Source organism: Snodgrassella sp., assembly GCF_024103505.1.
Taxonomy (GTDB): domain Bacteria; phylum Pseudomonadota; class Gammaproteobacteria; order Burkholderiales; family Neisseriaceae; genus Snodgrassella; species Snodgrassella communis.
In genome coordinates this window covers 68,864-90,391 of sequence record NZ_JAGGIJ010000007.1, presented here as the reverse complement: position 1 = coordinate 90,391, position 21,528 = coordinate 68,864, and the positions used below count along the sequence as shown (strand labels likewise).

Here is a 21,528-nt window from a genome sequence, read left to right as displayed (position 1 = left end):
GAATGACACGATATGGACTTATTTAATCAGAAACCTTTACCTCCGCTGGCAGAACAACTGCGTCCGCAGAGTCTTGATCAAGTAATTGGCCAACAGCATCTGATTGGTACAGGAAAACCTTTACGGGTTGCTGTAGAAACCGGACATCTGCACTCCATGCTCCTTTGGGGGCCTCCCGGCGTAGGCAAAACTACACTGGCACGTATTCTGGCACAGAGCTTCAATGCCCAGTTTATTCCACTGTCTGCGGTTTTTTCCGGCGTAAAAGAAATCCGCTTAGCTGTGGAGAAAGCCCAACTGGCTTTACAGCATGGCCAGCGTACTATTCTGTTTGTAGATGAAGTGCATCGCTTCAACAAATCACAACAGGATGCATTTTTACCCTATGTAGAAAACGGCGTATTTACCTTTATCGGTGCCACGACGGAGAACCCTTCTTTTGAAGTTAATCCGGCACTTTTGAGCCGCTCGCAAGTCTATACCCTCCACTCACTCAGCATTGAAGAACTTCAGCAGCTACAGCTAAAAGTTTTCAGCCTACCTGAATTCAAATCATTCAGCATAGATGACGATGCGCAAACATTAATCCTTAACAGTGCCGATGGTGACGGTCGACGTTTTCTTAATTTGCTCGAACAGCTGATTCATACTGCACAGGCACAACAACAAACTAAAATCAGCGCAACCTTAGCAGCCAGCAGTCTAGGCACACAGTTACGCCGTTTTGATAAAGGTGGTGATAGCTTTTACGAACAGATTTCAGCATTACATAAATCTGTGCGTGGTTCTCACCCCAACGCTGCCCTATACTGGTTTAGCCGCATGCTGGATGGTGGCGCAGACCCGCGCTATCTGGCGCGACGGATTATCCGCATGGCGTGGGAAGATATCGGTCTGGCTGACCCTCGGGCGATGCAGATTGCCAATGATGCGGCGCAAACCTATGAACGACTTGGCAGCCCAGAAGGCGAACTGGCTTTAGCTCAGGCAGTATTGTATCTGGCCTGTGCTGCCAAAAGTAATGCAGGTTATGTGGCTTATAATGAGGCACGCGCATTTGTCAAAAAACATCCTACCAGTGAAGTACCGGTACACTTGCGCAACGCACCTACCAAACTCATGAAAGAACTGGGTTACGGTCGTGAATACCGATATGCCCATGATGAACCCCATGCTTATGCAGCCGGTGAAACTTACATGCCGGAAGGAATGGATGAACCAGCATTCTATCAGCCAGCAATACGCGGACTGGAAATTAAAATTGCGGATAAACTGGCTTTTTTACATAATCTTGACGTAGAGGCCGGAAAACAGAATGAAACAAAATAAACAATCCTTGTGTACGATTACAACACAACCATTCGGCTTGATAGATGGTGAGAGTACTACTCTATGGACATTGGCAAATAATGATGGCATGCAGGTATCCATTATGGATTTCGGTGCCATTATTACTTCGATTGTAATGTCCGACAGAAATAACCAACCCGTTGAATGTGTGCTGGGTTTCGATAATGCTGAGAGCTATGCCAGCAATAGCTATCGTAACAGCAATCCGCATCTGGGTGCAGTAATCGGCCGTCATGCCGGCCGTATGAGCTATGCCCGAGCACCACTCAATCACGGACTTGTTCAGCTTACGCCCAATCTGGGGGAACATCATATGCACGGTGGTTATACCGGCTTTGATCAGAAATGGTGGACTGTCAAAGCCACCCACGCCGATGAACACGCGGCTTCCATCACCCTGCAATTATTCAGCCCAGATGGCGAAGAAGGCTACCCCGGCAATCTGAATGTACAGGTATGTTATACCCTCACTGCAAACAATGAATTAAATGTTAATTTTGATGCTCAATCTGATCGGGATACCTTTATCAATCTTACCCAGCATAGTTATTTTAATCTGGCCTTGCATGAACAAACCATCAGTCAGCATCAGCTGTGGCTGTTACCACAGGAAATTATTGTTACCGATAAGGACATGATGCCAACCGGTGCCATTAGCAAAGTACCGGCAGCACTAGATTTTTATTCTGCTCGTCCAATCGCTAACAGTATTATTGATAGCGCCTATGTTTTACCACCATATTCAGTCAATAACATCAGTGCACGCATAAGTGCGCCGGATACAGGCCTATCCATGGCTGTGAAAACCGATGCACCAGTGATGGTGGTTTATAATGCCCAGCATCTGCCCGAACAGCAGATACCACAACGTAAATCTCTTAGACCATTTGCTGCCATCTGCTTCGAGCCGCAAGGCTTTACAGATGCACCTAACCAACCGACATTCCCCAATAATATTCTGCGTGCAGGCGTAGTGTTTAAACAGCATATCACTTACATATTCAGCCGCGACCCTATCCAGCCCGTTACCAGTTAATGTTTCAGGCAGACATTTTGCCGCAACAGTTTCAGATACAAAGCAGAAACGATTGCCAAACAGGGTAAATGTATTGTAGCTGTCAACCATATCTGTAGTATGAACATGATAAAATAGGTACTTCTTTTACTCAATCAATACTGCCTATCATGAAATGGAATGATATTCATGCCATAGCATTCGATCTGGATGGCACTCTGGTCGATTCAATTGCCGATTTATGTACGGCTGCCAACCATATGCGAGCTTCATTAAACTTATCGCCGCTGCCTGCTGCCGAACTCACCACCTACGTAGGTGATGGTCTGTCCAGTCTGGTACACCGTACCCTTAGTGGCAGTAAAGATGGTCAAGTAGATGAAGCAAGCTGGACGCAGGGCTTTACAACCTTTATTGCCTATTACCGCAATCACTTAAGCGTGCATACTCGTCCGTATCCGCAGGTTGAAACTGCGCTGGCTTTGTTCCGAACCCGGGGCTTACCTTTAGCGGTAATTACCAATAAAAATGAAATTCTGGCCGTCGAATTATTGTGCCAGCTCGGTCTAGCCGATGCTTTCAGCCTGATTGTAGGTGGCGACACACTGGCTGAAAAGAAACCCTCTCCCATGCCTTTATTACACACAGCGGAAGTATTAGGCGTACCAATCGGGAATTTATTGATGGTGGGCGACTCAGCTAATGATATTCTGGCTGCCAAGGCTGCCGGCGCATTAAGCTGTGGAGTAACTTGGGGCTATGCCGACATGGGGCAGCTAGCACAAAATGCCCAAACCAAACCAGACATTATTATCGATAACCTGCCACAAATAGATGATGGTATGCGTCATCACGGTAATAGTGATATCCGTGCATGAAGCAAAAAATCAGTTTACGCGCCCGTGCCATCACCATACTGGCACGGCAGGAAATCAGCCGTGCCGAACTGGCACGTAAACTGCGTCCCCATGTTGGCGAGGGTGATAATCTGGAAGCCTTGCTGGATGAGCTAGAACAGCGGCACTGGCAGTCAGATGCACGTTATACAGAAACTTATATCAACAGTAAAAGCAGGCTGCATGGCAATCTGCGTTTGCAACAAAGCCTGAAACAAAAAGGAGTGGATGCTGAGCTGATTGCAGACTATTTACCAGACAAAGACACGCAAATAAGTAATGCTGTGATTGTATTGCAGAAAAAATATCGTAAACCACCGGCTGATTTGAAAGAAAAACATAAATATATGCATTTTCTTGCCTATCGTGGTTTTAGTATGGATATTATTCATGCGGCAATCCAGCAGGCATGGACAGATATTTCCCTGCCCGATGAAGATGAATACTGGCAATAGCAGCAGGATAAATACAAGATATCTCAGACTTCATGTATACCCATGATGAATCAGACATGCATCTTTGATTCAGGAAATCATTATCTAAAAAGCCCGGTTAAATAACCGGGCTTTTTTATCAATACCTAACCTCAATGCAAACTGACATCTTCGCGTTTCAGATGGTCGTTACTGGTGCCTGTGGGCTTACCAGACCAGTAACTGGCCAGAAATGAACCGGAAATATTATGCCACAATGAAAATATTGCACCGGGCAAGGCTGCCATCGGCCCAAAGAAATTAGAACCCAGTACGGCGGCCAGACCAGAATTCTGCATACCTACTTCCAATGCCAACGTGCGGCAGATAGATTTGTCAAAACCAAATAAACGACCACCCCAATAGCCGCCAATAAGACCCAAGGCATTATGCAGAATCACACCGATAACAACAATGGCTGTTTCAATCCCGATTTTATCACTGCTTAACGACACCACAGTAGACAAAACTAAGATAATCAGACACATAGTAATCAATGGTAGTGAAGGCACAACTCTTTTTACCAGTTGAGGCACGAGATAGTTAATTGTTACCCCAAAAGCAATAGGTAAAGCCACGATCAGCAAAATTTCTTTCAGCATATTTACCACAGGCACGGCAATGGAGGCAGAAATATACATTTTTGCCAGTAGTGGTGTCGCAAAAATACCCACAATGGTAGACAAAGCACTGATCGTTACTGATAGTGCCACATCACCTCTAGACAAAAACACCATCACATTGGAAGCTGTACCGCTGGCCACACACCCAACCAACACCATACCTGCCTGCAATTCAGGCGACATATTTAACAACATGGCAATCAGCCATGCTGCTAGTGGCATAATCAGGTAATGCAAGCCAATACCAGCCACTATAGGAGCCGGACGCTTCAATACTCGCGTAAAATCCTCAATTCTCAGTGTCATGCCCATGGATAACATCACCAGCATTAACATTTCAGAAATATAGGGTTTTAACGGAATAAAAACGGTAGGATTATAATAGGCGAAAATAGAACATAAGGCTGCCCACAATGGGAACAGCCTTGTAATGATTGCAATCACGAGAATCGTCTCAAGCGATGACAGAAGTCAGCTTAGGCAGCCATAGCCTTGATTTTGGCAGCCAGACGGCTTTTATGACGTGCTGCTTTGTTTTTATGGAAAACACCTTTATCAGCAATGCGATCAATCACTTTAACGCTTTCGCTGTAAGTCACTTGAGCAGCAGCTTTATCTCCTGCTTCAACGGCTTTCAATACTTTTTTAACCGCAGTGCGAAAAGCGGTACGCAAGCTGGCGTTGTGAGCACGTTGTTTCAGTGCCTGACGAGCGCGCTTACGAGATTGTGCACTATTGGCCATCAATATCTCCTAACATACATATACAAATCATGAAACGCAGAATTTTAATGACTTCGCAGCATAAAAGCAAGTGCCCTTGTTGTTTTTTAGCTGGTAATCAATGCAGACAAGTAATTAAGAATACTTGTCTTAGTCTTGTTTATCATCTTTAATAATGGCATTTTCTGGTAGCCGGCAAAAGTAATCACTGCGCCAGTATGCCTGTGTCCCCTCCTGAATCAGCACCAGACACACCGCCGCCAACGGCAGCGCCAGCAGCATACCGACAAAACCAAGTAATTGCCCAAATGCCATTAATGAAAAAATCACCCAGAATGGAGACAGCCCAATCCGGTCACCCACAATTTTCGGGGTAACAAAGAAACTTTCCAGAAACTGACCAACTGCAAAAACGCCCCACACCATTAATAATCCTGTCCAGCCATCAAACTGCAATAAAGCAGCAAGCGTTGCCAGCAACAGACCGGTAAAAGCTCCCAGATAAGGTACAAACACCAGCAAACCTGCAACCATACCGATTGCGAATCCAGATTCCAGCCCTACCAGCGCCAGTCCCAACCCGTATACCAGCCCCATGATTACCATAACCAGTAACTCACCGCGCAGAAATGCGCCCAGTACGGTGTCCATATTGGTGGCTATACGGTTATAGGTGGGTAAAGCACGGCGAGGAATCAGATGGCGGATACCTGATGTCCAGCGATTCCAGTCCAGTAGAAAATAATACAGTAGAAAAGGCAATAACAGCAGATTGGTAATCCATTCTACCATGCCACTGCCATGCTCCCACACCATGGGCAAGACTTTCGATGCAGCATCCTTAATGCTGGCATTATGAGTTTGAATCCATTCTCCTACATATCTGGACATATAATCCATATCCCAGCGAATGCGGATATGAAAAGTCTGATTCAGCCAAGGAAGAAGCTTATGATGAACCCAGTTAAGAAAATCAGGCAATTTAGCATAAATACTGTCAAACAAATTAATCAGCATCGGTACCACAATTAGCAGTAGCATCACAATTACACTCAGCCCGAGCAACATGACCAGCATAGCTGCTACCGAACGGGAAATTTTCAGACGATGCAGTTTTTCTACCAGCGGATTCAGAATATAAGCCAGCACGCCGGCGGCTGCAAAGGGCATCAAAATGGGTTTCAGCCCGATGAATAGACCGATGGTTACCAGTAGAATCAGTCCGCCAATAACCCACGGCGTAATATTTGAAGGCTTCTTGCTGTTGATATTCATTAATTTTGCACTCAAACTTATCAATAAAAATTTAAGCTTACAGAACCTGTTGCCAATAATTTAGTGACACATTAATTCTGATAATAACTGAATAAATACAGTACTGGAATGGTAAAGTGCCGCTATTAGGTTAAAATTATATATTATTTGCAAATATAATTACCCATAAGAAAATAAAAGTTAATCTCCAGCTATAGCTCATTTCTAGCCAGAAAAAAGGCTGTTCGAAAATACTCGAACAGCCGGCAATAAAAGCATTTACTGTTTATTTTTTACGCTGGGGTGGCAAATCAGTACAAGTACCCATTGCCACTTCAGCAGCCATTCCTATGGATTCACCCAATGTCGGATGCGGATGAATTGTGCGGCCAATATCGTCTGCATCACAACCCATTTCAATGGCCAGACAGATTTCGCCAATCATATCACCAGCACTCGGGCCAACAATAGCGCCACCAATAATCAAGCCACTGTCTGCATCAAAAATCAGTTTGGTAGCACCCTCACTGCATCCATTGGCTACAGCACGGCCGGAAGCTGCCCACGGAAATACTGCTTTGTTGATTTTCACACCTTCTTTTTTAGCCTGATCTTCCGTCATACCTACCCACGCTACTTCCGGATTGGTATAAGCCACACCCGGAATCACGCGCGCATCAAAGTAAGCCTGATGGCCGGCACAGTTTTCTGCGGCCACATGAGCTTCATGCACAGCTTTATGCGCTAACATCGGCTGACCGACAATATCACCAATAGCATATATATGTGGCACATTGGTACGCATCTGCTTGTCAACATTAATAAAGCCACGATCAGTTACAGCTACACCGGCATTTTCAGCCCCGATCAGTTTACCGTTAGGGGCACGACCAGCAGCTACCAGTACCAAATCATAGCGCTGTGGTTCAGTTGGCGCCTTGGCTCCTTCAAACGTAACATAAATACCATCTTCTCTGGCTTCAACAGCCGTGGTTTTGGTATTCAGCATAATATTATCAAAACGATGTTCGTTTTTCTTCTGCCAGATTCTAACCATATCCCGGTCAGCACCTTGCATCAGGCCATCCATCATTTCAACCACATCCAGACGTGCGCCAAGCGTACTGTACACGGTACCCATTTCCAGACCGATGATGCCACCGCCGATAATCAGCATTTTCTCAGGCACAAATTTCAATGCCAGCGCACCAGTTGAATCGACAATTCGAGGATCTTCAGGAATAAATGGCAAATTAACCACACGGCTACCGGCAGCAATGATGGTATTTTTGAAAGCCAGTGTTGTCGTTTCACCAGTTTCAACCTTGCCTTCACCTGAAGTCAATTTAACTTCAATGTGATGCGGGTCAATATAACGGCCATTACCACGGATAATATCTACTTTACGGGTTTTAGCCATACCCGCCAACCCACCAGTCATTCTGGCTACAACTTTTTCCTTATAGCTGCGTAACTGATCAATATCGATTTTCGGTGCCGGATATTCTATACCATTGGCTTTAAGCTCTTTGACTTCATCAATTACCGCAGCATTATGCAGCAAAGCTTTGGAAGGGATACAACCCACATTCAGACACACGCCTCCCAAAGTAGCATAACGTTCTACGATGGCAACTTTCAATCCTTCATCAGCCGCAGCAAAAGCAGCAGAATAGCCACCCGGGCCTCCACCAAGCACAACTACATCATATTCAGCATCACTGCTGCCACTGTAACTGGCGGCCTGTGGCGCGGCTGCTGGCGCACTTTCTGTTGCCGTAGCTGCGGATACTTCTGCTTTGGTTGCAGCTTCTATCACCGCAATCACACCACCTTCAGAAATTTTATCGCCAACTTTAACTTTAACGTCTTTCACCACCCCGGCTACCTCAGCCGGTACATCCATAGTAGCCTTATCTGTTTCCAGCGTAATCAGCGTATCATCTACCGCAACGGTATCGCCCGGTTTGATTTCTACTGCAATAATATCGACATTTTGATAATTGCCAATATCCGGTACTTTTAATTCAATTAAGCTCATGGTCTAACCCTTTGCCTGACTGTTGCAATCAATACAACAGCAATTACCTGTATTTCATGCATTCAGGCTGCCAGAAACCTATCTGTTTTCAGGCAGCCTCTAATTGAAGACTTACAGAGATACGCGGCGGAAATCAGCCAACAACTGACTGATAAATACCAGAAAACGCATACCGGCTGCACCATCAATCACACGGTGATCAAAAGACAGAGACAGCGGGCACTGCAAGCGCGGTTCAAATTCTTTCCCATTCCAGCTCGGTTTAACCTGAGATTTGCATACGCCCAGAATAGCCACTTCCGGTGCATTAATAATTGGCGTAAAGCCAGTACCACCAATGCCGCCCAAAGAAGAAATGGTAAAGGAAGCGCCCTGCATTTCCTGTGGCTTGAGTTTACCCTCGCGAGCCCGTTTACTCATGTCGGACAGTTCCTGCGTGATTTCCTTCAAGCCTTTCTGGTCGGCATTCTTGATAACCGGTACCACCAAACCATTCGGCGTATCAGCAGCAAAGCCAATATGAATGTATTTCTTCAGAATCAGGTTATCGCCATCGAGAGAAGAATTGAATTCCGGAAATTCCTGTAAAGCTTTCACACAGGCCAGAATAATGAACGCCAACGGAGATACTTTAATACCAGCTCGTTCCCATTCTTTATTCAATTGTTTGCGGAATACCTCCAGATCAGTCATGTCAGCATCTTCATGCAAAGTAACATGAGGAATCATTACCCAGTTACGCGCCAGATTCTGACCGGATATTTTCTTGATACGCGACAGCTCTTTGACTTCGATCTCACCAAATTTACTGAAATCCACCTTAGGCCACGGCAATAAATCCAGCCCACCGCCAAGAGAAGCACCTGCACCACCCTGTTCAACTTTCTGCATCACAGATTTAACAAAGCTACGCAGGTCTACCGGTGTAATACGCCCTTTACGGCCACTGCCGGTTACCCGTGCCAGATCTACACCCAGTTCACGAGCCAGTTTGCGTACAGACGGGCTGGCATGGGCTTTTGCAAAGCCTTTTTCATCAATATCAGAGCTACCAAAAGCTTGTGGAACTTGGCTCTTGATTTCAGCACGCAAATCATTGTTCTCTGCAGATGGCGTTGCAGCAACCTGTTTTTTGATTTCTGCCACCTCGTTTTGTGCTGGTGTTGCTGAAGTATCCGCAGCAGTGCTGGCAGATGCAGCAGCCACTTCAATTAGGGCACTGCCTTCAGAAACCTTGTCACCTACTTTCACATGCACCGCAGTAACCTTGCCGGCAACTGTAGACGGTACATCCATAGTAGCCTTGTCGGTTTCAAGTGTAACCAGTGTCTGATCAACAACCACTTCATCACCGACTTTAATATCCACCTCAATCACATCTACATTAGAGAAATTACCAATATCAGGCACTTTCACTGCAACAGATTGTGCAGATGTGTTGGTCGTGGCAATGGCTGGTGTGACTGGTGCTTCAGCTGCCGGCGCAGCAGCACTGGCAGCATCAGTAGCTTCCACTTTTACAATTACATTGCCTTCTGAAACCTTATCACCCACCTTAACCAGCACTTCTTTAACCACACCAGCATGGTCAGCAGGTACATCCATAGTGGCTTTATCGGTTTCGAGCGTAATCAGCGTATCATCTACCGCAATACTATCGCCAACCTTGACCGCCACATCAATAACATCGACACCAGTATAATTACCAATATCAGGCACTTTTATTTCTACAATCTGACTCATCATTATGTCCTTTGGTGACAGCAGGCATATACCTGCGTCTGACAATCGTTAGCTGCTATAGCCAAACCTGCCTGAAAGACATATGCATTCAGGCAGTCGGTTCATTAGCGTGTCCAGCTCGGTTCTACATCAGCTTTGATACCATATTTATTGATGGCATCCTGTACAACCTGTTTGCTGATTTTGCCTTCATCAGCCAGACCATTCAGGGCAGCCACCGCCACGTGGTAACGGTTGATTTCAAAGAACTCACGCAAATTGTCACGGGAATCACTGCGACCAAAGCCATCAGTACCCAGCACCGTAAATATATCCTGTGGTACATAGGCGCGGATACGGTCTGCAAAGTGACGTACATAATCAGTTGACGCCACAATCGGACCTTCGTGACCAGAAAGCAGTTGAGTCACATAAGGCACCTTCTGCGTATCAGTAGGATGCAGACGATTATAGCGCTCAATATTGATACCATCGCGATACAGTTCATTAAATGAAGTTACACTCCAGATGTTCGCATCTACATCAAAATCCTGTTTCAGCAGTGTGGCAGCAGCAATCACTTCCTGCAAAATCACACCACAGCCCATCAGCTGAACTTTGTGCTTGCCACCAGTTCCTTCCTGTAACAGATACATACCTTTCAGAATCTGCTGCTCAATACCTTCTCGCTGTGGCATGGTCGGATGTTTGTAATTTTGATTCATTAGCGTGATGTAGTAGAACACATCTTCACGTTCTACATACATACGGTGCATACCGTGCTGAATAATCACGGCCACTTCATAAGAGAAAGACGGATCATAAGAAATACAGTTAGGAATCAGCTCAGCCTGAATATGGCTATGACCGTCCTGATGCTGTAAACCCTCACCATTCAAGGTTGTACGGCCAGAAGTACCACCCAGCATAAAGCCACGTGCTCGCTGATCACCAGCAGCCCAAGCCAGATCGCCAATACGCTGGAAGCCAAACATTGAATAGTAAATATAAAACGGAATCAGCGGATAATCATTATTGGAATAGCTTGTAGCTGCTGCAATCCACGAGCTCATAGCACCGGGTTCGTTAATGCCTTCCTGAAAAATCTGACCATTTTTAGATTCTTTATAGAACATCAGTTGATCATGATCCTGAGGCGTATAAATCTGGCCTTTTGGATTCCAGATAGCATACTGACGGAATAGACCTTCCATACCAAAAGTACGGCTTTCATCCGGAACAATTGGTACTACCCGTTTACCAATATTCTTATCTTTCAACAGTGTGCTCAGAATACGCACAAATGCCATTGTAGTAGAAAATTCACGATCACCACTATCCTGCAACTGTGGAGCAAATTCACTTAGCGGAGGAATCGGTAATTGTTCAGAATCAGGATGACGATATGGCAGATAACCACCGAGCTGAGCACGGCGCTCTTTCATATACTTCATTTCTTCACTGTCTTCAGGCAGACGGAAAAATGGCAGCGTATGCTCCATCTCTTCATCAGTTACCGGAATCTGGAAACGATCACGGAACTGTTTCAAAGACTTCATATCCATTTTCTTGGCCTGATGGGCAGTGTTCTGTGCTTCACCAGACGCACCCATACCATAACCTTTAATGGTTTTAGCCAGAATCACTGTGGGACGACCATCTGGATTATTTACTGCTTCATAGTATGCCGCATACACCTTATGCGGATCATGACCACCACGATTCAGTGACCAGATCTCATCATCTGACATATTTGCCACCATAGCTTTCAGCTCAGGCGTATTGAAGAAGTGTTCGCGCACATAAGCGCCATTTTGTGATTTATACATCTGATAATCGCCATCAACACACTCTTCCATGCGTTTCTTCAGCAGATTATCCTTGTCCTGTGCCAGCAAAGCATCCCATTTGCTGCCCCAGATTACTTTCAGTACATTCCAGCCCGCACCACGGAAGTTGCCTTCCAGTTCCTGAATAATTTTTCCGTTACCACGTACTGGACCATCCAGACGTTGCAGATTACAGTTGACGACAAAAATCAGATTATCCAGACCATCGCGGGCAGCCAATGCTATAGCACCCTGACTTTCTGGTTCGTCCATTTCGCCATCGCCACAGAACACCCATACCTTACGCCCCTGAGTCTTGGCCAGACCGCGGGATTCCAGATATTTCAGCAAACGTGCCTGATAAATACCCTGTATTGGACCTAGTCCCATAGATACAGTCGGGAATTGCCAGAAATCAGGCATCAGCCATGGATGAGGATATGAAGACAGACCATTGCCATTAACTTCCTGACGGAAATTACGCATTTGTTCTTCAGTCAGGCGTCCCTCAACAAAAGCACGGGCATAAAAGCCTGGAGCACTATGACCTTGGAAGAAAACCAAATCACCTTCCTGATTCTCTGTTTTACCATGCCAGAAATGATTAAAACCAACATCATACAAAGTAGCGCAAGACTGGAAGCTAGCAATATGTCCGCCAAGCTCTAGATTTTTTTTGCTGGCATTTAATACCAGTGCTGCTGCATTCCAGCGCACCAGTGAACGAATGCGATGTTCTAATTCATGATTACCCGGTGATTTCTTTTCTTTACCAACAGGAATAGTATTTAAATAAGCGGTAGTGGCACTGAACGGCATATAAATGCCCCTGCGACGTATATAACGCACCAGATTTTCCATCAAATAATGAGCGCGTTCAGGTCCCTCTTCTTTCAGCACCGAGCTGAGCGAATCCAGCCATTCCTGGGTTTCAATCGGATCGATATCTTGATCATGGAAGTCAGCAGACATAGCAATATCCTCTTTCATATGGGATTGAGTCATGAACAAAACACTTTATGTTGTTGTTATTTCATCTATTATTTTTTTTAATCAATTGCTTTACCAAATTAATTAGAAAAAATACATAAAATTCAAACAACTTACAATAAATCTGCATAATCTTAATTGAACAAAAGCATATATTATTGTGGCGCAACATACTGTATTTACTTTCAAATCGTACCAGTGTGAGACGTAAACAGCAATGTTTTTTTACACCAATTTTCTGATTTAAAACAAATCAATGGATTGTCACAAATTAAGCCATATCAACCGTTTACCATTTTTTTTAAATGAAAAATATCGATAATTGAATCAAATAAAAGTAAATATAAATAATATAATTTAAGCCAATACATATTCATCATTAATAAAATCTATCACTAATTGATGTTTTTCTTAGAAAAATCAGCCCAGTATTGCAATACAAGGTCTTACATAAGCTAACTGTAAAAAACATTATTCCTGCGCATATTCTGACTATGGCTAATCAACCCAAAACTTAGCAATATAAATGGCGTTACCTGTGAATGAAAAGTAAGAGACAGCAGCATAAATCACCAAATTCATCTACTATAGCTACGATACTTACCCTTTAAATTTTAACTGTATGCCCTTAATTTAAATTAAATAGTAATTTAAAATTTAAAGAAATTTCCGCAAAGGACAGGACATGGCTGAACGTAACTATTATGAAATTCTGGGTGTAGACCGCAAAGCCAGTGATGACGATATCAAAAAAGCCTATCGCAAATTGGTACGCAAATATCATCCCGATGTCAGCAAAGACCCGGATGCCGTAGCCAAAACCAGCGAAATCAACATCGCCTATGAAACCCTGCACAATAAGGAAAAACGCGCAGAGTACGATGATATGCTGGCTAACCCTTTCCGGCAGGGCGGCCAGCAAAATGGTGCAGGCCGTAATGGCTATGAATATCAGCAATACGATTTTGATCCAAGCCATTTTAGTCAGAACGGAGCGTTTGGCAGCGGAGACTTTCGCTTTGATGATTTGTTTTCTGCTTTTGGCAGCAGTAACCGGCATGGCTTTCAGCAGAATCATACCGACCCGATGCGCGGTGAAGACCAGCATGCCGAGCTGGTAATTGATATTGCTGCGGCCTATCAGGGTGCGCAGCGTAACCTGTCACTGGATATGCCCACACTGAATGCTCAAGGGCAAATGACATATGCACGCAAAACCCTGAATGTAAAAATTCCAGCAGGCATTACCGAAGGACAGCAGATTCGGCTTAGTGGTCAAGGACTACCCGGCTTTAATGGCGGAACAGCCGGAGATTTATACCTGAAAATCAGCTTTCGTAATGAAGAAAATCTCTATGTCCAGAATCGCAAAGATGTTTACCAACGCATCAATGTTGCGCCGTGGACAGCTGCTCTGGGCGGCAAAACCGATATAACCACTCCTGCCGGCGCGTTAAGCGTGAATATTCCTGCCAATAGTCATAACGGTCAGAAAATGCGTTTAAAAGGAAAAGGCATACCAGCAAAAGAAGCAGGTGATTTATATTTATTGATTAATATTGTGCTGCCACAAGCCAGTACCGAAGCCGACCGTGCCGCATGGCAGACATTAGCCTCGCATTATGCTGCTTTTCAGCCACAGAACCACGATTGATAGCAGGAGCGCAAAATGAATAACAACCACCAAGATGTAGAATTAAGCTTTGATGATCTGGTTCGCGCCTGCGACAATCAAAGTAACTGGATATTAAGCCTGATAGCCGAAAGCGTTATTCCCGTTGAACAGGAACCACAATTGGCACGTTATACCGGCTATCACATGGCTATAGCCCGCCGTGCATGGCGCATCCATCGTGATTTCAATGCCAGTGCCAGTGCAACAGCCCTTATCCTGCAACTGCTCGACGAGCTGGAAGATCTGCGCCGGCGCAGCTAATTCGGTTCAAATTATTATTATATATACCGTTTATTACTGATCGTTATCCGGTAATTGCGCTGACCCCATCCGCCGTAAAATCACATTGGCTTTACGACGGATTTCCTGATCGTGTGGATGATCGACGTAATAAAGTGGTCTGGGTACACGTGCAGCCAGCTTCGCTGCCTGTTGCGCAGACAATTGCATTGCCGTCCGCCCATATATGGTTTCACTCGCAGCTTCTGCTCCGAATACCCCATAGCCCCATTCTATTACATTCAGATATAAAGTAAAAATTCGGTCTTTATTAGTCGTAGCCTCCAGCAAAGAAGTAATCACCGCTTCTTCTGCCTTGCGCCAGTAATGTCGACTTTCAGACAAAAACAGATTTTTTGCTAATTGCTGGCTGATTGTTGAACCACCAGCCTTAATCCTGCCCTGATGTTCATTTTTCTTAATTGCTGTGCGAATACCATTCCAGTCAAAACCATCATGCTCGGCAAAGCGAGCATCTTCCGAAGCAATCAGGGCTTTTTTCAGATTAGGCGAAATCCGGTTATAAGCTACCCACTGATAATTTAATTGAGTATCAGGATGAGTTGTAGCCAGCTCATGCATACGCAATAGCATAAACATAGTACGGTGTGGCGCCACAGCACGATATGTCAACAGACTACCATACACATAAGCATTAAATAGCAAAAATATCGTTACCAGTATAATTAACAAATTGCGCACTATGCTCATGCCTGCTCCATCTCAACACGAATCTGACTAGTCACCGATCTGATATCTGGTCTGAATCCATGCCACAACTCATACGAAGCCGCAGCCTGTGCGACCAACATACCAAGACCATCAGCCAACTGAGAACATCCGGCGGCCTGTGCCTGAAGCAAAAAAGGAGTGAGCTTTCGCGCATACATCATATCGAATACCAGTTGTGCCCGCGCCAGTACAGCGGACGGCACAGGTAATTCCTGTCCATGTAAACTGCCAGAGGTCGCATTAATTATCACATCATAATGCGGTTCAATCTGGTTTAATTTACACCAGTTCACCTGATGCGCCTGTGCCAATGCCTGTGCTTTATCTACAGAGCGGTTGGCAATAGTTAGCGACGCAGGCTGTTGCTGCAAAAGCGGCTGAATCACCCCACAGGCAGCCCCACCGGCACCTAGCAATAAGATATGCTTGTCATGCAACGAGAATGACATTAACTCCTCAATTGCCCGAACCAGCCCGATACCATCAGTATTGTCCCCTAATAAATGCCCGTCGCGCCAAAACAGCGTGTTAACCGCTTTAGCCGCCTGTGCCCGTGCTGTTAATATATCAGCCAATTCGAAAGCTTCGTGTTTAAAAGGCACTGTAACATTGGCTCCAATTCCGCCTGTAACAAAAAAATCGCGTGCAGTTTTTGCAAATTCATCAAATGGAACCAAACATCGCTCATAAATTAACTTACGTCTCTCCTGAGCAGCAAAAGCCTGATGTATTTGCGGAGAACGGCTATGTGCTATTGGATTACCAAAAACGACAAACACCTTTCTTCTCCCCTCATGTGTAAAAATTGTCCCTATTATCCAGCCTACGCTCACGAATAGCAAAAAGCCATCTTTATCATACAATAATTGATTACCTAAGATTCAGAATATCAGAATCAGCACAGCGCGAAGAAAAATCAATTATTTTGATGTATAGATTAAATTCAAACCAGTGTATTGTCTTGCACAGATGCAGCGTTTCAAACACCACCAGCTCATCGCTGAAATAGTGGCGCAGCCTCCTATGATGACTGCTATCCGGTCACATCACTCACTAATTCTGCTTCTCATTCATCAGCAAATACAAAGTGACACATTCCATCAACAGATCAAAACTGAAACAAACCAACTCAGCCCATAATTTATCGCATCTACTTAAAACAGACAGACAGCCACTACCCCCTAATAACATCAGCCGATAGTTTACGAAATCTGATACAAACCAGAGTGAAGATATATAACAAATTGTTTTAAAAAAAATAATTTAAGAGACGATAAAAAAAGGCTTTTTTTTTACATCAGTGCATTTTTTTTACAAAGCGATTGTGGCAGAATCAAATTAACTTAAAAAGAGAGTACCCTACTCTCCAGACCTTAATGGGAGTCCTGAAATGTCAGTAAAAAATGTAGTTAACCTGATTGAAGAAAACGAAGCCAAATTTATAGATTTGCGTTTTACCGATACCAAAGGCAAACAGCAACACGTATCCGTACCTGCCCGGATTGTACTGGAAGACCCTGAAGAATGGTTTGAAAACGGTCAGGCTTTTGATGGTTCATCTATCGGTGGCTGGAAAGGTATTCAGGCTTCTGATATGACTCTGAAACCAGATGCATCAACAGCATTCATTGATCCATTTTACGATGATACTACCGTCGTTTTAACCTGTGATGTCATCGATCCAGCTAATGGACAAGGTTATGATCGCGATCCGCGCTCCATCGCCAAACGTGCTGAAGCCTACCTGAAATCCACCGGCATCGGTGATACCGCTTTCTTTGGCCCAGAACCAGAATTTTTCGTGTTTGACGGCATAGAGTGGCAAACCGACATGAGTGGCACACGTTACAAAATTCATTCCGAAGAAGCAGCATGGTCTAGTGGCGAATCTTATGATGGCCAGAATACCGGCCACCGCCCAGGTGTTAAAGGTGGTTATTTCCCAGTTGCACCAGTTGATTCCGGTCAGGATTTACGTTCCGCCTGCACCCAGACATTAGAAGCCATAGGTATCCCCGTTGAAGTACATCACCATGAAGTTGCAACGGCTGGTCAGATGGAAATCGGCACCCGCTTCAATACCTTGGTGCGTCGGGCTGACTGGACTCAGGACATGAAATACGTCATTCAGAATGTAGCGCACAACTTTGGTAAAACAGCTACCTTTATGCCAAAACCCATTATGGGAGATAATGGTTCTGGAATGCATGTGCATCAATCTATCTGGAAAGACGGACAGAACTTGTTTTCCGGCGATGGCTATGCAGGTCTGTCTGACTTAGCGTTATATTACATTGGTGGCATCATCAAACATGCCAAAGCACTGAATGCATTAACCAACCCATCAACCAATTCCTACAAACGTCTGGTACCGCATTTTGAAGCGCCAACCAAACTGGCTTACTCTGCCAAAAACCGTTCGGCATCTATCCGCATTCCGTATGTAGCCAGCTCAAAAGCACGCCGTATCGAAGCACGCTTTCCAGATCCTACCGCTAATCCTTATCTGGCTTTCGCTGCACTATTAATGGCCGGTCTGGATGGTATCCAGAACAAAATTCATCCGGGTGACCCATCAGATAAAAACCTGTACGACCTGCCACCAGAAGAAGATGCCTTAGTACCAACCGTATGTGCATCTCTGGAAGAAGCACTGGATGCCCTCAAAGCTGACCACGAATTTCTTACCCGTGGAGGAGTATTCAGCCAAGACTGGATCGATAGCTACATCGAATTCAAGAGCGAAGATGTAAAATGTATACGCATGGCTCCGCACCCACTTGAATTTGAAATGTATTACAGCCTGTAATCAGCCATAGTAGCATCAAGCTAACTCATCAAGACCGTTACTCAGGATACAAGCCAAACCGGTAAGTTTATCCTGCCAGTGTAACGGTCTTATTTACATTTGTTTATTCTGCCAGCCGATAAAATAACTTTATAGCCACATATCGCCTGCAAAAATCTTTTATTTGCTTAATTCAGCAATTTTCCCTATCACTGATCATCAATCTTCTTAATAATAAAACAATTCATACCGTCGCAATAGCAGACTATTACTTGTGTATTTTCTCTTATTGACATAGTACAGCGCAGGGATTCATAGCGATGATGTCTACTATACGGTAACATTATACTTATCTGAAGCTAAAACATTTTCATTATGACAGCGCAAGACATGCTCGCCACTATAGACCTTGGTTCCAATAGTTTTCGGCTCCAGATTTGCCATAATCAGAGCGGGCACCTACAAGTAGTAGATTCCATCAAAGAAATGGTGCGTTTAGCTGCCGGGCTAGACGAGCAAAAAAATCTTGATCAGGCTTCTCAGCAACGTGCATTAAACTGTCTGGCCAGATTCGGAGAAAGGCTACGTGGCTTTAAACCCGATCAGGTACGGGTTGTTGCAACCAACACTTTTCGTGTGGCCAAAAATATCAGCCAGTTTATCCCGCAGGCAGAAGCAAAACTAGGTTTTCCCATTGATATTATTGCCGGGCGTGAAGAGGCACGCCTGATTTACACCGGCGTTGTGCATACCCTCCCACCCAAAGATGAAAACATGCTGGTAATCGATATCGGTGGTGGTTCAACTGAATTTGTCATCGGGCATGACTTACAGCCAGCCATCACCGAAAGCCTCAACCTAGGCTGCGTATCCTACAGTATGCGTTTCTTCCCTCGCAGTAAAATAAATAACAAGAATTTTCAGGCAGCAGTTAACAGTGCCCGTGCTGAAATTCAGCGTATCTCTGTTGCACTAAAAAATATAGGCTGGAAATATGCTATCGGTACATCTGGTTCGGCACGTTCCATTCGCGATGTTATTGCTATTGGTGACGAATCCACTGATGCCATCACCGCCACACAAATGCACAAAATCGCTAATCACATCATAGCAGCAGGCAGCATCAAAAAAGCCAAACTGGAAGGATTAAAAACAGACCGGATGGATGTTTTTGCTGGTGGTCTGGCCGTTATGATTGCAGCTTTTGCCGAACTGAACATCAGCGAAATGACCATCACTGATGCAGCACTACGTGATGGTGTATTTTATGACATGATCGGGCGCCAACTTGGCGACGACATGCGCAACCAAACTATTACCGATTTTCAGAAACGTTACCATGTTGATACTGCTCAGGCACACAGAGTAGCCACTCTGGCGCAGATGATATTCAGCCATCTAACTGCCACCGTGACACCGGATCATCCAGAACAGTGGCAACAGTATATACGCTGGGCTGCCCAACTACACGAAATCGGTCTGGACATTTCCCATACCGGCTTTCACAAACATGCCGCCTATATCCTTGAGCAGGCTGATATGCCCGGCTTTTCTCGTAAAGAACAACACATACTTGCTACTATGGTACTGGGACAACGTGGAGATCTACGTAAAATTGCCGAATTTATCCAGCAGGAAATGTTGTGGCTAAGCATACTTTCACTGCGGCTAGCTGCATTATTCTGCCGGTCTCGGCAAAATATTCAGATACCTATAAACCATTGCAATATCTACTATCACAAAGGCGCCAAACAATTAGTAATCAGCACAGGCACAGAATGGCTCACTCACAACCCCCTGACCGCAAGTGCCTTATTGCAGGAATCAGCTTTATGGCACAAAATTGGCTTACAGCTAGAAATCAGGGCTATTTGATCCCTATTTAGTCAAGGATGTCCTATGAATATACCGCCACATGCTTCCAGTAATAAACTAGCTCAGACACACAGTCTGCCCAGTCTGGCACATCGCAGCAACGTCAGCGGCATGCCAACACAATCACTGTCTATTATCAGGATTACATCCAGACAACTGCATAGTCACAGCTATACCGGCGCGGATATATCCAATAAAAATATCCCGGCTCCTACAAAAGATAGCCTTACATGGATTCATTTAATCGGCATTACCGATAATGAACAGCTACACCAGCTATTACAGACATTCAACATCCATGAACTGGCAATGGAAGACATACTTAGTCGCAAACAACGTCCTAAAATCGAAAATTACGGACATTATCTGTTTGTGGCTGCACGTGTCTTTGCCTATAAAAAACAGAAACTGCAATACAACCAGATATACATCATCATCGGCCAAAACTACATCATCACCTTTCAGTTCGAACCCCTGGGACTACTAGAAGTAATCCGCGAATATATCCAGTACAATTACAGCGAAATCTATAACAAAGGCATTGATTTTCTTGCTTACTCATTATTGGATCGAATTGTTGATGATTACTTCGTTACAGTAGATGAATTTGATAATCGTGTCGAAGGTTTGGATAAACAGCTATTTAGCAACAAAAATAAAAACCTGCTGGTTTCCATCCATCAACTGAAACGTGATGCCATCAACTTACGGCGTACCCTGTCCCCCATTCGAGATATTGTCGGCCGTATCGTACATAATGAATTTCCACTGTTCACCAAAGACATACACGTCTATTTACTGGATGTTTACGACCACACCCAGCAACTAATGGAAACCCTTGACAGCGCGCGCGACACCGTAATGGGCATGATGGATGTTCACCTGTCTTATCAATCCAACCACCTTAATGAACAAATGCGCATGCTCACCGTGTTTACCATAATCGTCATGCCACTGAATGTCTTAACCGGCATATATGGCATGAATTTTGACAACATGCCTGAGCTGCACTGGCACTATAGCTACTATGTAGTACTCAGCCTTATGGCAACTTTAATCATTAGCCTACTAACATATTTTTATAGAAAACATTGGTTATAACTACGGATTCTATCAAAACAAACAGCATTCACAGAGAGACATTAAATAACGCATACATCAGAGGCAATCTCAAGAGGTAATCTCATGATAACAACGTCATTGCCACCATAAAGTGGCAACATCCACCCTCCATGTCCGTTCTTATATTCCTCAGCATGAGCAA

Annotated in this window: 17 protein-coding genes; 9 read left to right on the top strand and 8 right to left on the bottom strand. The window is 44.6% G+C overall.

All coding sequences use genetic code 11. The annotated features are described in order from the left end of the window. Window positions 1–12 precede the first annotated feature (12 nt). The 4 genes from J6578_RS08280 to recX all read left to right on the top strand — a co-directional run bounded on the left by J6578_RS08280 (window position 13) and on the right by recX (window position 3,716). A complete protein-coding gene (locus J6578_RS08280) occupies window positions 13–1,329 on the top strand; it encodes a replication-associated recombination protein A (protein ID WP_287954343.1) in 1,317 nt (438 codons plus the stop codon). Continuing rightward, the gene (locus tag J6578_RS08275; RefSeq protein ID WP_093091561.1) at window positions 1,316–2,386 is read left to right on the top strand and encodes an aldose epimerase family protein; all 1,071 of its coding nucleotides are present in this window, start codon (window positions 1,316–1,318) and stop codon (window positions 2,384–2,386) included. Before J6578_RS08280 ends, J6578_RS08275 begins: the two co-directional genes overlap by 14 nt. Window positions 2,387–2,535: 149 nt before the next feature. Next, window positions 2,536–3,243, top strand: coding sequence for a phosphoglycolate phosphatase (locus tag J6578_RS08270; RefSeq protein WP_093091559.1), 708 nt, complete (start codon window positions 2,536–2,538; stop codon window positions 3,241–3,243). Beyond that, window positions 3,240–3,716: a recombination regulator RecX gene (gene recX, locus J6578_RS08265; RefSeq protein ID WP_093091557.1), complete on the top strand. Its 477-nt coding sequence runs from the start codon at window positions 3,240–3,242 to the stop codon at window positions 3,714–3,716. The genes J6578_RS08270 and recX overlap by 4 nt, the downstream gene beginning before the upstream one ends. A gap of 131 nt (window positions 3,717–3,847) precedes the next feature. Here the strand turns inward: recX and panS are convergent, their stop codons facing one another. From panS to aceE, 6 genes are all read right to left on the bottom strand, one after another. Continuing rightward, window positions 3,848–4,801, bottom strand: a complete 954-nt coding sequence (gene panS, locus J6578_RS08260) for a ketopantoate/pantoate/pantothenate transporter PanS (RefSeq protein ID WP_093091555.1) — start codon at window positions 4,799–4,801, stop codon at window positions 3,848–3,850. A gap of 32 nt (window positions 4,802–4,833) precedes the next feature. Continuing rightward, the gene (gene rpsT / locus J6578_RS08255) at window positions 4,834–5,100 is read right to left on the bottom strand and encodes a 30S ribosomal protein S20 (RefSeq protein WP_025330392.1); all 267 of its coding nucleotides are present in this window, start codon (window positions 5,098–5,100) and stop codon (window positions 4,834–4,836) included. A 129-nt stretch (window positions 5,101–5,229) separates the two neighbouring features. After that, window positions 5,230–6,348, bottom strand: coding sequence for an AI-2E family transporter (locus J6578_RS08250; protein WP_371807102.1), 1,119 nt, complete (start codon window positions 6,346–6,348; stop codon window positions 5,230–5,232). Between the two features lie 271 nt (window positions 6,349–6,619). Then, on the bottom strand, window positions 6,620–8,374 hold the full coding sequence (lpdA, locus tag J6578_RS08245; protein WP_287950718.1) for a dihydrolipoyl dehydrogenase: 1,755 nt from the start codon (window positions 8,372–8,374) through the stop codon (window positions 6,620–6,622). A gap of 111 nt (window positions 8,375–8,485) precedes the next feature. Then, complete coding sequence (gene aceF / locus J6578_RS08240; protein ID WP_287954342.1) at window positions 8,486–10,117, bottom strand: dihydrolipoyllysine-residue acetyltransferase; 1,632 nt, start codon at window positions 10,115–10,117, stop codon at window positions 8,486–8,488. Between the two features lie 104 nt (window positions 10,118–10,221). Next, window positions 10,222–12,930, bottom strand: coding sequence for a pyruvate dehydrogenase (acetyl-transferring), homodimeric type (gene aceE, locus J6578_RS08235; RefSeq protein WP_502957995.1), 2,709 nt, complete (start codon window positions 12,928–12,930; stop codon window positions 10,222–10,224). Between the two features lie 670 nt (window positions 12,931–13,600). Here aceE and J6578_RS08230 point away from each other — a divergent pair. Continuing rightward, window positions 13,601–14,569, top strand: coding sequence for a DnaJ C-terminal domain-containing protein (locus tag J6578_RS08230; RefSeq protein WP_093091545.1), 969 nt, complete (start codon window positions 13,601–13,603; stop codon window positions 14,567–14,569). Between the two features lie 15 nt (window positions 14,570–14,584). Further along, on the top strand, window positions 14,585–14,851 hold the full coding sequence (locus J6578_RS08225) for a chaperone modulator CbpM (protein ID WP_287954341.1): 267 nt from the start codon (window positions 14,585–14,587) through the stop codon (window positions 14,849–14,851). A 33-nt stretch (window positions 14,852–14,884) separates the two neighbouring features. Here J6578_RS08225 and mtgA read toward each other — a convergent pair whose 3' ends face one another. After that, on the bottom strand, window positions 14,885–15,580 hold the full coding sequence (gene mtgA, locus J6578_RS08220; protein WP_037490339.1) for a monofunctional biosynthetic peptidoglycan transglycosylase: 696 nt from the start codon (window positions 15,578–15,580) through the stop codon (window positions 14,885–14,887). After that, window positions 15,577–16,380, bottom strand: a complete 804-nt coding sequence (gene aroE, locus J6578_RS08215; protein WP_218965907.1) for a shikimate dehydrogenase — start codon at window positions 16,378–16,380, stop codon at window positions 15,577–15,579. The genes mtgA and aroE overlap by 4 nt, the downstream gene beginning before the upstream one ends. Before the next feature lie 611 nt (window positions 16,381–16,991). Here aroE and glnA point away from each other — a divergent pair. The 3 genes from glnA to corA all read left to right on the top strand — a co-directional run bounded on the left by glnA (window position 16,992) and on the right by corA (window position 21,365). Next, window positions 16,992–18,410, top strand: a complete 1,419-nt coding sequence (gene glnA / locus J6578_RS08210) for a type I glutamate--ammonia ligase (protein WP_037405175.1) — start codon at window positions 16,992–16,994, stop codon at window positions 18,408–18,410. Window positions 18,411–18,764: 354 nt separating this feature from the next. After that, window positions 18,765–20,264: an exopolyphosphatase gene (gene ppx / locus J6578_RS08205; RefSeq protein WP_287954339.1), complete on the top strand. Its 1,500-nt coding sequence runs from the start codon at window positions 18,765–18,767 to the stop codon at window positions 20,262–20,264. 24 nt (window positions 20,265–20,288) lie between these two features. Further along, window positions 20,289–21,365 carry a magnesium/cobalt transporter CorA gene (gene corA / locus J6578_RS08200; RefSeq protein WP_287954337.1) on the top strand — a complete coding sequence of 359 codons (1,077 nt, stop codon included), beginning with the start codon at window positions 20,289–20,291 and terminating at the stop codon, window positions 21,363–21,365. Window positions 21,366–21,528: the final 163 nt, after the last annotated feature.

Excerpts from the sequence above, each read along its gene's own strand:
- J6578_RS08280 (WP_287954343.1), top strand. The coding sequence starts at position 13 with ATGGACTTATTTAATCAGAAACCTTTACCTCCGCTGGCAGAACAACTG.
- J6578_RS08275 (WP_093091561.1), top strand. The coding sequence starts at position 1,316 with ATGAAACAAAATAAACAATCCTTGTGTACGATTACAACACAACCATTC.
- J6578_RS08270 (WP_093091559.1), top strand. The coding sequence starts at position 2,536 with ATGAAATGGAATGATATTCATGCCATAGCATTCGATCTGGATGGCACT.
- recX (WP_093091557.1), top strand. The coding sequence starts at position 3,240 with ATGAAGCAAAAAATCAGTTTACGCGCCCGTGCCATCACCATACTGGCA.
- rpsT (WP_025330392.1), bottom strand. The coding sequence starts at position 5,100 with ATGGCCAATAGTGCACAATCTCGTAAGCGCGCTCGTCAGGCACTGAAA.
- lpdA (WP_287950718.1), bottom strand. The coding sequence starts at position 8,374 with ATGAGCTTAATTGAATTAAAAGTACCGGATATTGGCAATTATCAAAAT.
- aceF (WP_287954342.1), bottom strand. The coding sequence starts at position 10,117 with ATGAGTCAGATTGTAGAAATAAAAGTGCCTGATATTGGTAATTATACT.
- aceE (WP_502957995.1), bottom strand. The coding sequence starts at position 12,930 with ATGACTCAATCCCATATGAAAGAGGATATTGCTATGTCTGCTGACTTC.
- J6578_RS08230 (WP_093091545.1), top strand. The coding sequence starts at position 13,601 with ATGGCTGAACGTAACTATTATGAAATTCTGGGTGTAGACCGCAAAGCC.
- J6578_RS08225 (WP_287954341.1), top strand. The coding sequence starts at position 14,585 with ATGAATAACAACCACCAAGATGTAGAATTAAGCTTTGATGATCTGGTT.
- mtgA (WP_037490339.1), bottom strand. The coding sequence starts at position 15,580 with ATGAGCATAGTGCGCAATTTGTTAATTATACTGGTAACGATATTTTTG.
- glnA (WP_037405175.1), top strand. The coding sequence starts at position 16,992 with ATGTCAGTAAAAAATGTAGTTAACCTGATTGAAGAAAACGAAGCCAAA.
- ppx (WP_287954339.1), top strand. The coding sequence starts at position 18,765 with ATGACAGCGCAAGACATGCTCGCCACTATAGACCTTGGTTCCAATAGT.
- corA (WP_287954337.1), top strand. The coding sequence starts at position 20,289 with ATGAATATACCGCCACATGCTTCCAGTAATAAACTAGCTCAGACACAC.